The sequence below is a fragment of the Paraburkholderia diazotrophica genome (genome assembly GCF_038900755.1).
Lineage (GTDB): Bacteria > Pseudomonadota > Gammaproteobacteria > Burkholderiales > Burkholderiaceae > Paraburkholderia > Paraburkholderia diazotrophica_A.
Window position 1 is genome coordinate 36,867 of record NZ_JBBPEN010000002.1, and the last position, 16,710, is coordinate 53,576.

At 63.2% G+C, this 16,710-nt stretch carries 11 protein-coding genes; all 11 read left to right on the forward strand.

Going from position 1 to position 16,710, the window contains the following annotated elements; all coding sequences use genetic code 11:
* Positions 1-78 precede the first annotated feature (78 nt).
* The 11 genes from AABE10_RS05490 to AABE10_RS05540 all read left to right on the forward strand — a co-directional run bounded on the left by AABE10_RS05490 (position 79) and on the right by AABE10_RS05540 (position 16,608).
* Positions 79-477, forward strand: a complete 399-nt coding sequence (locus AABE10_RS05490; protein ID WP_342932304.1) for a DUF4258 domain-containing protein — start codon at positions 79-81, stop codon at positions 475-477.
* A 145-nt stretch (positions 478-622) separates the two neighbouring features.
* Positions 623-1,309, forward strand: a complete 687-nt coding sequence (locus AABE10_RS05495) for a vWA domain-containing protein (protein ID WP_342933069.1) — start codon at positions 623-625, stop codon at positions 1,307-1,309.
* On the forward strand, positions 1,309-2,040 hold the full coding sequence (locus AABE10_RS05500; RefSeq protein ID WP_342932305.1) for a PP2C family serine/threonine-protein phosphatase: 732 nt from the start codon (positions 1,309-1,311) through the stop codon (positions 2,038-2,040). Before AABE10_RS05495 ends, AABE10_RS05500 begins: the two co-directional genes overlap by 1 nt.
* Positions 2,037-3,443 carry a protein kinase domain-containing protein gene (locus tag AABE10_RS05505; protein ID WP_342932306.1) on the forward strand — a complete coding sequence of 469 codons (1,407 nt, stop codon included), beginning with the start codon at positions 2,037-2,039 and terminating at the stop codon, positions 3,441-3,443. The genes AABE10_RS05500 and AABE10_RS05505 overlap by 4 nt, the downstream gene beginning before the upstream one ends.
* Before the next feature lie 6 nt (positions 3,444-3,449).
* Positions 3,450-6,767 carry a DEAD/DEAH box helicase gene (locus tag AABE10_RS05510; protein ID WP_342932307.1) on the forward strand — a complete coding sequence of 1,106 codons (3,318 nt, stop codon included), beginning with the start codon at positions 3,450-3,452 and terminating at the stop codon, positions 6,765-6,767.
* Positions 6,757-8,232, forward strand: coding sequence for a hypothetical protein (locus AABE10_RS05515; protein ID WP_342932308.1), 1,476 nt, complete (start codon positions 6,757-6,759; stop codon positions 8,230-8,232). The genes AABE10_RS05510 and AABE10_RS05515 overlap by 11 nt, the downstream gene beginning before the upstream one ends.
* A gap of 154 nt (positions 8,233-8,386) precedes the next feature.
* On the forward strand, positions 8,387-10,588 hold the full coding sequence (locus AABE10_RS05520; RefSeq protein WP_342932309.1) for an AAA family ATPase: 2,202 nt from the start codon (positions 8,387-8,389) through the stop codon (positions 10,586-10,588).
* Positions 10,585-12,489 carry a hypothetical protein gene (locus tag AABE10_RS05525; protein ID WP_342932310.1) on the forward strand — a complete coding sequence of 635 codons (1,905 nt, stop codon included), beginning with the start codon at positions 10,585-10,587 and terminating at the stop codon, positions 12,487-12,489. The genes AABE10_RS05520 and AABE10_RS05525 overlap by 4 nt, the downstream gene beginning before the upstream one ends.
* Positions 12,490-13,567: 1,078 nt before the next feature.
* Complete coding sequence (locus AABE10_RS05530; protein ID WP_342932311.1) at positions 13,568-14,680, forward strand: leucine-rich repeat domain-containing protein; 1,113 nt, start codon at positions 13,568-13,570, stop codon at positions 14,678-14,680.
* 3 nt (positions 14,681-14,683) lie between these two features.
* Positions 14,684-15,577, forward strand: coding sequence for a JmjC domain-containing protein (locus tag AABE10_RS05535; protein WP_342932312.1), 894 nt, complete (start codon positions 14,684-14,686; stop codon positions 15,575-15,577).
* The gene (locus AABE10_RS05540; protein WP_342932313.1) at positions 15,574-16,608 is read left to right on the forward strand and encodes a radical SAM/SPASM domain-containing protein; all 1,035 of its coding nucleotides are present in this window, start codon (positions 15,574-15,576) and stop codon (positions 16,606-16,608) included. The genes AABE10_RS05535 and AABE10_RS05540 overlap by 4 nt, the downstream gene beginning before the upstream one ends.
* The last annotated feature ends 102 nt before the right edge of the window (positions 16,609-16,710 follow it).

The window sequence follows — 16,710 nt, forward strand, 5'->3', positions numbered from 1 at the left end:
AAACACCAGAAAATTTATTCGACCGCGCCTGCTCCGTCGCTTCTGTGTTTCGGCAAGTGCTTGTTTATAAAGACTTCGATGAGCGTGCAGCGCTTGGCACGGCTTTCGCACAAGTACGGTCACCCCGACAAGGGTAAAGACGAGGCGACCATGCTGACCGACATCACGCAACAAGATTTCAGAAGTTCCCATCCGCTGACCGCGCACGCCGCAGTGCGCATGCAGCAACGCGGCATTTCCACCGAACTGCTGGAACTCGTCCTCCGTTACGGCCGCACGCTCCATGAACGCGGACTGTCGTTCTGCGTGATCGGTCATAAGGAAGTCGAACGATATGCGCGTGACGGCGTGGACCTGTCGCGCGCGCAAGGCGTCCACGTGCTGGTGCAGTCGGATGGCGCGGTCATCACGACCTACCGCAATCAGAACCTGCGCAAGATCCGGCCGACCCGGCGGCGCCACGCGACGCGTCATTGAGGAGGCGCGCATGGGATTCGCAAAGTATCTGGAAGACAACCACAGCCGCTACTTCGGGACGAGCATCGTCCGGGCGCGCGAGCACGATCCATTTTTCACCGGCGGCACCCCGCCGCATCACGAAAACGAAGGCAAACAAAAGAACATGAATACCAGCAAGCTCAAGGATTTCACCATTGCGCAGGCGCGTCCGCTTCCCGTCATCGTCCTGGCCGATGTCAGCGGCAGCATGCTGGACGACGGCAAGATCGAGGCGCTCAATCAGGCGCTCAGGGAAATGATCGCGGCATTCGCGAAGGAATCGCGGCTGCGCGCGCAGATTCAGGTGGGGCTGATCACCTTCGGCGGCGTGGGCGCGCGGGTCGATCTGCCACTCGTCGCGGCGCAAGACGTCACCTCGATGCAGACGCTGCACGCGGGCGGCGGCACACCGATGGGCGCGGCCTTCGAGGAAGCGCGCCTTCTCATCGAAGATCGCGAGCTCGTGCCGTCGCGCGCATACCGGCCGGTGCTCGTGCTGGTGTCGGACGGCCAGCCCACGGACGACTGGGAACCCTCCTTCGACGCGCTCAGTCGCGCCGAGCGCGCGCAGAAGGCGACGCGCTTCGCCATGGCCATCGGCGCGGATGCGGACACGCAGATGCTCGCGCGCTTCGCCAATGACCGCGAATCGCCGCTCTTCCAGGCGCACGAAGCGCGCGATATCTCGCGTTTCTTCCGTGCGGTCACGATGTCGGTCACGGCGCGCTCGCGCAGCGCGACGCCGAACGCCGCCGCGCCGCTCGCGCTGGACGACATTCCCGACGACGACGGTTTCCGTCTGGACTTCTGATGTTGCGCGCGACGGGCGCCTCGGTCATCGGGCCGGGACATCTCCAGGCCTGCACGCCGAATCAGGATGCGATGCGCGTTGGCGGCGTCCGGGGCGGCTGGTTCGCCGCCGTGGCCGACGGGCTGGGCTCACGCGAGCTGAGCCACATCGGTTCGCGGCTCGCGGTCCAGCAGGTACGGCTCGCATGGAGCGGGCAGCCGGACGCAGGCTATGCAAGGGACGCGGAGGAGACGCGCGCATCGATCCGGCGCTTGTACCAGAGCTGGCTGCGCGCGATTCCGGCCGCGCCTCCCGGCATGTACGCCACCACCTTGCTCGCGGCCTCGTGTGACGCGGACGGCGCGTGCTGTCTGGCGCAACTCGGCGACGGGCTGATCGTGTACCGGACGGCGGGCAAATTCGGTGTGCTGGGCGAAGCGCCGCACGGTCTGCGGAGTGGATTCGGCAACGAGACAGAGGCGCTTGGCGTCACGAAGTCGTTCTCGGCCTGGCGTACGGACCGTGTCGCACTCGTCGAGCCGGGCGACGGCGTCATGCTGATGACCGACGGCATCGCCGACGATGTGAGGCCCGAGCGTCTGGAAGCGTTCTTCACTCACGTGCTCGACCAAGCCGGCAGGCGCAGCCGCCGGGCGGGACGGCGCTGGCTGGAACGGCAGATGAACGCATGGCCCACCGCGCTGCACAGCGATGACAAATCGATAGCACTGATTTTTCTGGATAAGAGATGAAACCCACGGACGACAGCGGCGAGCACAAAAAGCCGCAGGAAAAGAGAGCCGCGCAGGACGAGCACGGGACCGTGTATCAGGTGACGACGAAACTGTCGTCGGGTGGACAGGGCTCCGTCTGGCAGACCGAGTTTCCGAACGTGCTGGTGAAGGTGAGCAGGTTCCGCCGTGATCAGCCTGAATCGGCGAAGTGGTTCGAACAGGTGCAGCGCGTCAAGCGCTTGCCGCTCGACGGACTCAAGGTCGCGCGGCCTCAGGCGATGATCGTGAAGCCGCGCCACGGCTACGTGATGGAGCTGATGGACGGGCTTGAGCCCTTGCAGACGCTGCTCGAAGCACCCATCGCGGACGGCAGGCTGCGCACCTTCATCCGCACGGGCGGGCTGTCGCGGCGTCTGCGTCTGCTGGGCGCGCTGGCCGGCACGCTCGCCGATCTGCATGGCCGTGGCCTCGCATACGGCGATCTGTCGCCGGGCAATATCTTCGTGTCGCGCTCGACGGAGCATTCCGAAGTCTGGCTGATCGACTGCGACAACCTGACGGTCCTGTCGCGAACGGACACCCAGGGCATCTACACGCCCGACTATGGCGCGCCGGAAATCGTCCGGGGCATCTCGGGCATCGACAGCCTGACGGATGCGTGGAGCTTCGCGGTCATCGCATTCCAGTTGCTGACGCTGCAACATCCGCTCAAGGGCGATCTCGTCAACGATGGCGAGGAGGACGAAGAGCGACGCGCCTTGCGCGGCGAGCTGCCGTGGATCGACGATCCGGATGACGAAAGCAACCGCGCATCGTCCGGAATGAATCGCGAATGGGTGCTCACGAGCACGCTCATGGACCTGTTTCAGCGCTGCTTCGGTTCCGGCCGCGACACACCGCAAGAGCGCCCGCCGATGTCTGAATGGCGCGAGGCCTTCGAACTTGCGCTCAGTGCGCTGGTGACCTGCGGCGGCAGCGACTGCGGCAGCGGCTTCTATCTCAACGACGAGCGGCAGTGCAGCTTCTGCGATCACGTCGAATCCGGCGACCGCCATGTGCTGCTGTGGCACTGGATGCACGCGCCCGTCGACGAGGAGGACATGGCGATCGGCGTGAAGCCGTTCTTCAGGACCAGTCGATTCCAGGTACTCAACGAAGATCCGCTCGAATTGCGCGCATCGCCGCCGGGTACGGCGGCCTACGCGCAAAGCGAGCCGATGTGCACGCTGACGCTGACGGAGGACGGCTTGCGCGTCGACCCGGCGCCCGGCATGACCGTGCGTCTGCAGACGGTCGGGGACCGGCGTCTGCGGCAGTTGAAGCGGGGCGAGTGGTTCACGGCGGCGAACCGCAAGGGCGAGGCGTACATGCTGCACCTCGGCAACTCTGATATGCGCCATGTCTGGCACTTCAAATGGTAAGCGCGCATGAGACTCGCTGATTTTCCCATGCTCGCGCCCGACGTTCATTTCGTCCGGCCCGAAGGCCGCCTGCCGCTCGTGCCGTTGAAGCACAACGCCGAAGTGCGCGTGTGGCGCGATGCGCAAGGCACGCTCTGGCTCGCCCAGGACGATACGCTCGTCGAAGTGGACTTTGCGAGCTGCCCGAAGCAATTCATCGTGCTCGTCGAACGCTCCGAACTCGTCTGGCTGCTTCTGCAGCAGACCAGCGGCGGCTTCATGTTGCAGACGGTCGCGCCGTCCGGCTGGACGCCGCTCGACGAGCCGGTGCAGATCGCTGTCGATGAACTGACCATCGACACGCTCGTGTCTCAGGGCGCGATCCCGTCGCCCGACGGCCAGGCCGCGCTTGCGTGGCTCAGGGACGAATTCATCGTCGAAGGAGCCTCGCCGTGGATGGCGGTGCAGCGTGAAGAACGCTCGTCGCCCGGCGACTGGCGCATCATCGGGCAGTCGCGGCGGCTGCATCTGCAGGCGGAGGCGGGCGGGCGCGTGGTCGTCAGACGCATCGAGCGCATGAGCGCGCGCGGGCTTGAATGGACGCGGGTGGACGGCGCGTTCGAATTCGTCGAGGCGACGGTCGCGAGCCAGCTGCTGAGCGCGGCGGCGCGCGCGAGCTTCGATCAGTCGGTGCAGAACAACGGCAGCTATCTGAACCTGTGGGGCAAGTACAGCGAACAGGAGTGGCAGCGCAGTCAGCGTCAGGCCGCCACGCTCGGCGCGCTGCATTACACACGGGTCGAATCGGCGAGCGAGGAGGGCGGCTACTGGCGCTTCCATATGGATCCGGACGACCTGCGCGCGTTCATGAGCAAGTGGCGCGCGCTCGAAAGCGATACGGGGCTGGTGCTGGAAGCCTCGGAGGGCCATCCGGACTGGGCCGTCGGGCTGGACAAGGCCACGCAGTCGCAGCGCTTTCGCGGATCGATCGAAAAGTTCGGTCACGCAAGCGGCTCGCTCGTGATCCGCTCGCAGCGCGCCAAGGCGCCGCCCAAGGCGGGTTATCTGTCGCTTTCGCTGGCTGGCAACCGTACGGTGCAGGATCGCCGGCTGAGCGCGCGCGCGACCATCGACGGCGGCACGCGGCTGCCGCAATTGCGCTATCTGCTGCAAAACCTGCCGTATCCGAGCGTGCGGCGCGAGAAGCATCGGGCGCTGACGCCGGGCGCGCTCGCCGCCTTCAAGCACGGCAAGCCGACCGACCGGCAGGCGGAGGCGATCAAGGCGGCGCTCGAAACGCCGGACATCATGTTGATCATCGGGCCGCCGGGCACGGGCAAGACCGAGGTGATCGCGGCGCTCGAGCGGCGCATCGGCGAACTCGGCGAAGAGCAGAACGTGCAGCATCAGGTGCTCGTCTCGAGTTTCCAGCACGATGCCGTCGAAAACGCCTTGCATCGTACGCTCGTGTTCGGTCTGCCGGGCATCAAGGTGGGCGGGCGCAAGGACGCGGAAACTCACGATCTGGTCGAGCGCTGGTGCACGCAGACGCGCACCGAAGTCGAGCAGAACGTCGCCCGGCACGAGTCCGCCGAACCGCAGCTCGGCGCGCTGAAGCGGGTGCACCTATCCATCGCGACGCTGCGGCTCGCGTCGCTCCCGCCCGATCAGCGGCGCGCCGAACTGGACCGGCTCACTGCCTGTCTCGATGAGCTGATGCAGCAGGGTAGCGGCATCCGCGTGTCGGCCAGCCTGATGTCGCGATGGCGCGAGTATGTGCGCGAGACGCCCGCGCCGGCGCTGCGTGGTTCGCAAGAGCGCTCAATGCTGCTGCGCAAGGTGCGCGGCTTGCGCATCACAGCCGCGGGTCACGCGGATGACGGCCGCGAACGGCGGCTCGAATTGCTGACGGCGTGCGAACTGTACGGCGGCATGCCGGAGCCGCTCGTCGCGCGTCTGCGTGAATTGCGTTGCGACGCGACGTTCACGGACGAGGACGCGGCCACCCTCAGCGCACTCAAGAACGCGATGCTCGATGCGCTGACCGACTACCGCCCGGTGCGTGTGCGGCATCAGCTCGATGCGTGCGGACAGAGCCTGCTGGGGGCGCTGGAGATCGCCATCGAAGATCGTCTGAAGGCGTCGCGGCTCGGCACCACGGGCGTGCTCTCGCGCTACCGCGATGCGCTCGCCCTCGATCCAGTGCGTGCCGCCGAAACCGTGCGCGAGTATGCCATGATCGTCGGCGCGACCTGTCAGCAGGCCGCGAGCATGCCGATGGCGAATCTGAAGAGCCTGAGCGGCATGGTCGAAACGGGGATCGCGTTCAATACCGTGATCGTCGACGAGGCCGCGCGCGCCAATCCGCTCGACCTATTCATTCCGATGTCGATGGCGCAGCGGCGCATCGTGCTGGTCGGCGACCACCGCCAGCTTCCGCACTTGCTGGAACCGAAAGTCGAGGAAGAGGTAGCCAAGGCGCATCAGTTGAGCGAGGACGAGCGCGAGGCGTATCGCGAAAGCCTGTTCGAGCGCTTGTGGAAACAGTTGAAACAGCGTGAACAACAGGACAACGTCAGACGCGTTGTGATGCTCGACGTGCAGTTCCGCATGCATCCCGTACTGGGTGATTTCGTGAGTCGAGAGTTTTACGAGAAGGAAGGGCTCGAGCCCGTCAAGGCGGGACGCCCGGCGTCCGCGTTCATGTCCGACATTCCGGGCCACGAACGACGCGTATGTGGCTGGATCGACGTGCCCAACGGCCGCGACGACGCGCAGGAAGGCAAGCACGGCGTGCCCAGCTGGAGCCGCAGAGCCGAGGCGGCCGCCGTGGCGCGCGAGGCGAAGCGTCTGCTCGACGCGTGCGGCGAGGAAGTCAGCGTCGGCGTGATCACGTTCTATAGCGCGCAGCGCGACGAGATCTTCAGGCAGTTCGAGGAACAGGGGCTCGCGCGTCGCGATCCGGAGACGCTGGACTGGGAGATTGAGGACGACTACCGGAGCACGCCCGGCGGCGACGAGCGGCTGCGCGTCGGCACGGTGGACGCGTTTCAGGGAAAGGAGTTCGATATCGTGCTGTTGTCGGTGGTGCGCTCGAACAGGGACCCGCTGCCGGCGCTCGAGGCGACCGAAGCGGGCGCAGCGGCGTTCGACGCAGCGGCCAGCCGCAAATACGGCCATTTGCGGCTCAGCAACCGCATGAACGTAGCGATGAGCCGGCAGCGCTCGCTGCTGCTCGCGGTTGGCGACCGCGCGATGGCCGAAGGCGAAGCGGCAAAGCAGGCCGTGCCGGCGCTCAGCGGGTTCCTCACGCTTTGCGAGGGGGAGCACGGTCATGTTCTCTGATCGCTACTGCTGGCAGGATTCGGCGCGCAAGCGGCCGTCGCGGGAACGCAAGGATCTGCTGTGGCCGGTGTACGCCTGGAAGGTGCTGTATCCCGACGAGCGTCGCCGTTCCGAGCTCAATCTGTTTCAGGAAACCGTGCTCGGACTGATCCGCTCGGGCATTCGCGATGACCGCGAGCTCGCCGCGCTGATGGCGCTCGACCTGGAACTGATCCGCTTCATCATCGCGGTTCAGCTTCAGCCCAACGGCTGGCTCGATGCCTCGTTCCGCGTCACGCCCGCCGGTACGCGGCTGCTCGACGGCGCCGAGGAAATGCGCAGTTCGCTACAGGTCGGCTATGCCTTTCAGGACGCCGTGAGCGGCGACTGGCTGCCGCGCTTCACGACTCAATTGTCCGAAGTCGTGCCCACGAGCCTCGATGCGAAAAACCGCCCCTGCTTCGTGTTCGACCGCGATTCGGGTTTCGTGCACCGGCCGTTTCTGCTCAGGCACCGTGCCGCGCCGCAACTCGATGCCGACCGGCTGTTGCGCGCGCACTGGTCGTATCGCCGCGATGTGAACGCGGCGGGACGCACAGGGCGCGACACGGAGCTGGACGTGGCGCTGCATGCCATTCAGTGCATCGATGAACGACCGGTCGCGCTCTATCTCGGCTGCGAGTTGTATCGCGACGAAACCGGCATCGATCGCTGGCTCATCAGCGACCCGTTCCGCATCCGCCGTGCGGTGCCGTGGCTCAGAAAGCCGTTCGTCGAACTGGCGCGCGGTGACGAGCACGTCGCCAGACTCATGCAGAGCCTCATGCCGGAAGTGAAGGCGGAGGGCCTCACGGCGGACCAATGGATGGATCTGCTCGAAGAGAGCGTGGATCTCGAACTCGACGCGAGCTACGCCTACGTCCGCCGCGAAGCGCTGATCCGCGATCACCTCGCGCGCGTGCTGCGGCTGATGGAGAGCATCGAGCGCTCGCAACGCGGCCGCCCGGAGGAACTCGGCGCGCTGATGACGGAGTCTGCCAATCTGATCGAGAGCGTGCTGCAGTGGCTGTTGCGCGAGTGGAAAGCGCATCCGCCGGAATGGCCGAAGGATCACGACTGGTCGTTCCTCGAGGCAAAGGCCGAGCTGGGCCTGCTGCGCGTGGCTGGCGCCCCGCTCGATGCGCGGCTGATCGGCATGCTGGCCGGCCAGAAACGGCGATACATCGCCGCCGCCATGAACGAGACGGGCCAGGGTGCGCTCAAGGCGCTGCTCGCCGCGACGCTGTTCGGTGCGCACGAACGCGACGATCACCCTTTCCACGAGATCGGACGCGATGCGCTCGAATTGCATCGCCTGCCCGGTCTCACCGAATACCGCAACAAAGTGGGCGCGCACGCGTCGGGCGAAACGGCCGACCGAGCACGCACCCTCGAAAACGCCAAATTCGCCATTTCCTGGATGGCGCTCTTTTACCGCATGTACTGATATGCCGAAAAAAAACAAATCGACCCATCGCGCGCCCATTCCGGGGAATGGTCCGAACTCACCGCAAGCGCAAAACGGCGCGAAGCCGCGAGCTCCGGTTTCGCTCACGGAATTTCTGGACCGCGCGAATATCGTGCCGGCGCAGCCGTTCGAAGTGGACCAGGTGCTGTCCGGGTTGAATTCCGACGCGCTGTCGCCCGTCGAGCGCCAGAAGAAGGCAGAAGAGGCTCAGGAGGCGCTGAAGACGCAATTCGACGCGGGCCGCGCCGAGCTTGAGGCACGCACAAAGGAGGTCGAAGCAAAAGAAGCTAAGGCAACCGCGAAGGAACTGGAATTGGCCGAGCGTGCGAGAGATCTGGCTACCCGCGAAGAGGCGTGCAGTAAAAAGCACAAGGAGCTGGTGTGCAGGGAGGCCGACCTCGTAGAACGCGAGCTCGACGCGCGCAATGGTTTCGCGATCCAGCACCAAACGGTGCTGGACGGCCTCAAAGAGCAGATCCGGACGCAGGAACTGCGACGGACATCGCTCATTCTGGAAAGCGAAGAGATAGAGATTCAGGCGCACGAGAGGCAGAAGCAGGAAATCGATGCGGTGCGCCAGCGGCTCAACGAGCGTGCTGCGCGGCTTGCCGAGACGGAAATCGCGCTGACCGTGCAGCAGGAAGAACTGGCGCGCGACAAGCTCGCGCTCAGGACGGAAAAGCGCACGCTCGAGGAGATGGAAGCCATGCTGCGCAGGAATCTGGAAAGCGAGTTCGCGGCGGAGCGCAGCGAGCGTGAACGCACCATCGAGAAACTGCGCAGCCGCAGCGAGAGTCTGGCGCACGAGCTGAGTGCGGCCAACGAAGAGCTGGACAGTCAGGCAGGGCTCCTCGATTTGCTGAACGGGCGCGCCCCGTCGGCCTTGCTGGAGGAATTGCAGACGCTGCGGCACGAGAATAAACGGCTGGAGCGCACTGTGAGCGACCTGCAAGCCTTTGAAGCCGCCGATGAACTCGGCGTCGTGCGCAGCGAGCGCGATCAGGCGAGGGAAGAGCTCGAAGCCATGCGCGTCGAAATTCAGGGTTATCGCCAGCAGGCGTTCGTGACGAAAGTCTCCGCGGTTGAGCGCGAGAACACGGCGAAGGAAATGCGGGTTTTGCAGCAGAAGAATCTGGTCCTGAGCGCGCACCTGGATGGACTGGAAACGCGTATCCGCAGCCTGACGGATTCGCGCCGTGCCGAAAGCGCCTTCCCGGAACTCTCGCGCATGGACGATGAACCCGCGTTCCAGCACGAGCGCCCCACGGACAAGGTGGGCGACCTGAAGACGTTCACGGACGAACTGCAGGCGCGGCTTGCCTGGGCGCATCGCGACGAGCCCTTGCACTTCGCCCTGGACGACCTGCGGTTGTTCGTCGGCGGACTCGCGATGAGCCAGCTGCACGTGTTTCAGGGTATCAGCGGCACGGGCAAGACGAGCCTTGCCAAGGCCTTTGCCCAAGTGGTGGGCGGCGAGTGCCAGGATATCGCGGTGCAGGCGGGCTGGCGTGACCGCAGCGATCTGCTGGGCCACTACAACACGTTCGAAAAGCGCTTTGCCGAGAAGGAATGTTTGCAGGCGCTGTACCGGGCCTCGACGCCCAGCGCGCGCGATCGCGTGAACATAATTCTGCTCGACGAAATGAATCTGTCGCGCCCGGAGCAATACTTTGCGGACTTCCTCTCCGTACTCGAAAAGAAGCAGGATCGCACCATCCGGCTGGTCGAGTCGAGCGAGCCGAACCCGCCGCGCGCGCTGATCGGCGGCCGCGATATCGTGTTGCCGGAGAACGTGTGGTTCATCGGCACGGCCAATCAGGACGAAACCACCAACGAACTCGCGGACAAGACGCACGACCGCGCCTTCGTGCTCGAACTTCCGCGCAACGAAGGGCATGTCGAGCGTGGTCCGAAACCGCGCCAGGCCGTCTATTCGTTCGAGTCGCTCATGAGCGCGTTTCGCGCCGCGCAGGACCTGCATCGCGCGGACGTCGATGACATTCTGTCGGCCATCCGCAGCAGCGATTTCACACGCGCGCTCGGCGAACGCTTCGGCATCGGCTGGGGGAACCGGTTCGAGCGGCAGGCGCGTCATTTCCTGCCGGTGGTCGAGGCGTCCGGCGGCAGCTTCGCGCAGGCGCTGGATCATCTGCTCTCCACGCGCGTGTTCCGTAACGGCAAGGTCGTGGGCCGCTATGACATCGGCCGGGAAGATCTCGAACAGGTGCAAGGCGCGGTCGAGGACGTGTTCGCCATGCTCCCGGGCAACGCCGATCCGATCCGCTGCCTGAGCGCGATCGAGCGGGACATCAAACGTCTGGAGCGCGGCGCGTGAAGGTCTTCGACCGTTACCTCGATCGCGAAGTAGCGTTGCCGGAGATCGTCGAGTCCGGGCGCTACCGGCTGCTTGGACGCGCGATGCTCAATGGCGAGCATGCGCTGACCACGGGCGACCTGCTTCTGAGCGATGGCCGCGAACGCTGCATGCTGGACGGCGAAACGCGCCAGTTCAGCGGGCGGGCGCGTCACGGCGACGAGGAATCCGCGGCGGCGCTGGTCCGGCGGGCGGTGCAGGTGCTGGCGCGGCGGTATCGCGCGCATGTGTCCGAGCCGCCTTCGCCGCTCATCCCGTCCGATCTCGCCGAATCCGTCAAACTCAACGAACTGGACGACGAACTCGCGCGCGTGTTCTCGCACGGGCATCTGGACGAAATCGCCCGCAAGCCGCGCTTCGCCATGAAGTACGAAGCCGAGGTCACGCAGATTCACCGCGTGCGCCGCATGGCGCCGCGCGCGGTCGAACGGCTCGCGGCGCATTCGGAAGACTGGTACAGGCGCACGTTTTTCGGCGTCCTGCCCGGCAGGCTGCTCGCCATGCTGAGCGATGACGACTGGTCGATCTACGAAAACAAGGTGTACGCGCGCCTGCTTGACCGGCTGAACGACTACCTGAGCCGGCGTCTGGTCGAAGTCAGAAAGCTTCACGATGCCTACGCTGAAGCCGAGCGCCTGAAAGATGGCGGCGATCTCTATTTCAAGCTCAGCCATCGCCTCTACGAACTCTGGGGCGCGGCGATGGATACGTCCGCCACGGCACGCGGCCTGAAGGAATCCGGCGCCGCCATCGAGTTTCTGGAGAGCGCGAAGCGTCGCATCGGCATGCTGCGGCAGGGGCAGCTTTATGGCAATGTGCCGCGCGCCGCGCACGTGCCCGCGCAGTTGCGCAACACCAATATCCTCATGCACGACCCGCATTACAGGCATCTGCCGACGCTGTGGCGCGAGCATCAGCGATGCTCTATCGACAAGGACGCCAGTGCGCGGGACATCCTCGCCGACAATCGCGAGGCGCTCACCGACTTCGCGTGGTATCTGCGCATGCTGCTGCAGCGTGTGATGGCCTCGATGAAACTCGCCGACGTCTCCTTTGAGTCCGACGCCATGAGCTTCTCGTTCGCCGGGACGCCGGGCCGGTTCACGTTCGCGAACGAGGAGATTCGCATTCGTCAGCGTGATCGGGAGCTGGTTATCGTGCCCGCGCTGACGGAAGGCGCCTGCGCGGCGGGGCAGAAGCCGGACGGGAGCGGGCGCATCGTGATCGCCTGCCTTCCGGCCTTACCCGGCGCGAACGCGCAGACGTCTTCGCACCCTGGCAGCGGCAACATCATCAACCCGTTCGATTTCTACGGCGAGGAACGCCTCAGGCGGATGGTGGAGCGCTTCCTGTGGTCTCCGCTTTTTCATGCCTATGGCCGCGAGATCAGCCGCTTGCCCGGCGACGTGCTCGGCTGGCTCGGCGCCCGCGCTTACGGCGTGGTCCGCGCGGGCAACTGGCGGCTTGCGACGCCACTGGCCGAACACGACAGGCAAGCGTTGCGTGATTGGCTGAAGCTCGCGCAGCTCAACGACGAAAGCAGGCAGAGGATCGCTCAGGCGGCGGCCGCGCTCGATGCGCTCGGCAAATGCCGCCACTGCGGACGGCTTGCCGAATTCACGCCGCGCGAACGCGACTTCGAAGCGCGCTGCAACGACTGCGACACGCGCTGGGGCATCTACAGTCTTGGCGGAAGACGCGTCGCGCGCATGCGGCCCGACGTCGAACAGGACGCGAGCTTCGCCAACATGGGTTCGTGGTTCGATGAATTCGAACTCTTAGCCGATGAGGATGTGAGCGCATCCAAAGCGCAGCGTGCGTGCACCGCCGAACGGCACGCGATGGCTTACTTCAGAAAATGAGGCTAGGCGGATCGGGCCGCGCGGCCGGCGCCTGGCGTGCATCGACGCAAGAACTTGCGAAGCCGCCGTCACTGCGGCATCACGCATCCACAGTACGATGGACCGCCGCTCTTACAACAATCAACTTAGAAACAATGGCCCAAGTATTCCCGGCCTTCGAAAACATCGGCCGCTTGAGGTCCCGCCGACTCCCGGCAAGCGCGCCCTTCTCGAAGTACTCGCCACTCGCCTCGACGACGACAACGAGGTCTACTTCCAGCCATGCTCAATGGCGACATGCCGAACATCATCATGATGAAGAAAGGGCATGGCGTGGCGGTGATCGAGTAAAGGACCGGAATCTCGATGCTTACCGCGTCGACGAGAAAGGCAACTAGTTCGAGCCGTCGCGAAAGAACCGGTGCGGTCGCCGTTCCAGCAGGTGTTCAGATACAAGAAGAATCTGTTCGACGTGGTTGCAGAGGAGATCGTCGAGTCGGTCAAGGAAAGCTGACATGATGTATGTCTGGAATGAGCCGCCTCCAGCCGTCGTTTGGACTGGCGCGGCCCACATTGGCGATTGGGTCATTTGAATAACAGGTGTCGTTCAACCCGCCGGTGGAAACGGTACAACCGCTAAAGTTTCCACAAATTTTTCCGATGTCTCACTTGGGACAGTATCGGAATTTTCCGTTGGCGCTTCGTGCAGTCGCGCTCTAGCAGGCTGTCGATGCGAGTCTCGAACAGGTCCACGTAGCGCTCGTTACGGAGGATGACAATTTTAATCAGCAGAACAAGGGTAATTGTTATGCAATCGACTCATGTTGGTACGCAATCGGTGTCAAGTTCCGATAAATCGCGTGATAACTCGACGCGCCGTGAGATCCTGAAATTGAGCGATCTGGATAGTCAGGCGATGTCCGATCTCACAGGGATGTTCGGTCTCTGGAAGGAGACCGACCATTGCGACAAGGACGATCGCTAGTCGCGCTTTCCGGGCATCATGCTTGAGTCTCTGCAGATAGTATCCGGGTTGCCCCGGGAAACGGCTGGAGAAGCCACGTTGCTCGGCGCCTTAAATCGACAAGGCGTCCGTTTCGTGTTCAGGCGTCTGCTCGAACGGGAGACCGTTTCGCGCGGTCTCCCACATCATCATGTTGTGTTCATACTGCCGCTTCTCGGCGACAACGATCTGACAGAGGAGATATGCGCGCGGCTCCAGCGCTGGCTTTCGACCGAAGATCATGGCAACCGTGCGGTGTACGTCGTTGCGCACGGCGATCGTCACGCATCAGATGAGTTCGTCTCACACGACATGCCGTTCAGCGCCAAAGTACGCAATCTGTTTCATGCTGTTGGCGCCTTCACAATGCACGACGCAAAGCTTGACCGCTACACCGCCGTGCGGCTCTCCGAGGAGATCCTGCGGGGTGTGCGTGCAATGAGCGCTGGCGATATCGAGCAACTGAACGACATCACCCGGCTTACGGTGAAGCCACCGCTTTGGCAGTCCAACAAACGTCTACTCGACTTCTACGACCAGTTGACCGGCTACAGCCTGTTGAGGAATCAGGATCGCGACAACCTGCGCAAGATCGCGGCCTGCGTGAGCGCGCTTGAACCGCGTATCCTGAAAATCAACAATGCGAACCTGGACGACCGGGCATTACCCGACATGGCGTGCGCTTTGCGCGCTCAGGTAGTCGACCTCGGCAGCAACGGGTTCACGCTGGACGGAGCGGCACGCGTGCTCGGCGATTGTCAATGGCTTGGATTCGCGGCCAATGGCCTGACGCGCGCGGATCTGTCCATGCTGCCGCCGAGTATCGAACATCTGTATGTGCAGAAGAACCGGTTGCGTGAGTTCGTACCGGTCTTGGCGCACGCTGCGCGACTCAAGTCCGTCAGTCTTTACAGAAACGATCTCGTTTCGTTCGAGTGGCCAGCCGACCAGACCGCCATTGAGCGCTTGAATGTTGGTGCGAATCCTCTCGCTCGGCTGCCCGAAACGCTTTCGAACTGCCTCTCACTTGAGTCGTTGGGGATTGCCAGGATTGCGATCAAACGGCTTCCCGACTGGATATTTTATCTGCCTAGGCTGCGCGAACTAGATATCAGTTACATCGAAGACGTGCTTCCAGCTTCGCAGCTGGACAAGCTGCGTCAATTGCGCGTTTCGCTGATTACCCGGCCTGGATATATTGTGAGTTGAAACATGGGATCGCTTCTTCAGTTCTTGCTCGGGGACGTGCAAGAGTCGCACTTCTTTTCAGACTTCTACGGGAAGCAGCCGCTACACATCAAAGGCGCCGCGGACAAGTTCTCGGACCTGTTTACGCTTTCCGATCTGAATGCGATTCTCAACTTCTCGTCGTTGCTTTATCCACGGGTCCGGGTGACGGACCATCACAACACGATCCACAAGTACGATCTGATAGACGACAAGGATCGTTATATTAACAACCTCAACAACGAACTCAATCGAAAGAAAGTTCTTCTCGCGATCGCGCGCGGCGGCACGCTCGTCTATGACCGAATCCATGAGTGTCACTCACCGCTCGAGACGTTTGTCGACGAGCTAAGCGAGCAGATTCGCACGCGCGTGAGCGTGAACGGCTACTACACCGCGCGCGGCCAGCAAGGCGTGAATGTCCACTTCGATCGGCACGACGTGTTTGCAGTCCAGATTCATGGAAGCAAGCGCTGGTTTTATCGCGAGGACACGCATGTGCTTGCACGAGCCATTCGACACCAGCCGGTGCCACCAGTAGACGCGCAATGTACGGGATGGAAATCGGTGCTGGTGGAGCAGGGCGACGTTTTTTATTGCCCGCGCGGAATCTGGCACTTTACGCGCACCGAGGAACGGCATTCGGCGCATCTGGCGATGGGATGGTATCCGTTGACGCTTGGCGACTGGATCCGTCAACTGGAGTCGCAGCCTGAAATTGCCGAGATTCTGGAGGCCTATGTGCAGCGTCCTGCTCAGGACACGACGCAGTCGTACGATTTCGCTGCGCTCGAAAAGCTGATTTCCGCTTTGCGTTCGTCGGCGCGTCAGCCCGAGGCATTGAACGCCAAACCACGGCCGCATCTCGAGCTTGAATGATGGAACAGTTCTATTTCGTCATTACCGAGCGATGCAATCTGACCTGCTCGCATTGCATTCGCGATTCGTCGCCCTATCGCGATGAGACGGGCGAGGTCGGGATGATCCAGAATGCACTGGCGGATATCGCGCGCCTTTACCCTGATAGTTTGGTGCTGCTGAGTGGCGGCGAACCGACTTTGCACCGTCATTTCCGTGAGATTCTCGAATTCGGGCTGGCGTGCGGCCTGCATATCAACATCAATACAAACGGCGTGACGTCGTTCTATTCCGACGCGACGCTCAAGATGCTCGCTAGGCATCCGCGCCTTTCCGTTCAGGTTTCGCTGGACGGTGATGAGACAACGCACGATGGCATTCGCGGCGCTGGCTCTTATCGGAAGGCCGCGCGCACCTTGCGGCGTCTTGTCGAATATGGCATTACCTGCAGCGTGTCCACGACGGTCGTCGATGTGGGATTCATGGAGCGCGCGGCGGCATTCATCGCGCAGCTCGACACGCTCGGGCTCGTGCATATCGCCATCAAGCGGGCGACCTATGCTGGCAGGGCGGCGAGCGGGGTCGACATCGACACCGCGCGATGGAACCAGCACGTCTATCGGCTGCGAAACATGCCGGTGAGGACGCGCCTTAAAATCGCGCCCATGTACGACTTCGAGCGTCTCGACGCGCTGTCTGACGAAGTGCTCGCGAAACTCGAGCTTCCGCCGTCTGCGACGAACTGTGGCGCCGGAACCGCCAAGGTTTATGTCTACCCCAATGGCGATATCTGCCCTTGTACATGCTTCAAGGATCGGCCGATGGGAAACCTGTATCGATCAGACCTTAAGGCGATCCTGTCCAGTGCACCGGTATTCGACGTGACGCATCCGGTTTGCAACTCGTGCCGCTATTTCGCGCTGTGTCGGGGTGGATGTCTTGGCAGCGGTTATCAGACAGGAGGAGAGCCCGGCACGCCCGATCCGCGATGCCCCAAAATCGGCGGCGCGGTCGCACCGCACGAGCAAAAGATCCATCTGGTGCGCCATTGAAGGTACGCGGAAGCACTCAGTGGATTTGCAAAAGAGAATGATGAGGGCGACAGTATTGGAGTTGGTTGAGGGGAAATCTTGAATAATGAAGAGTCTTTGCAT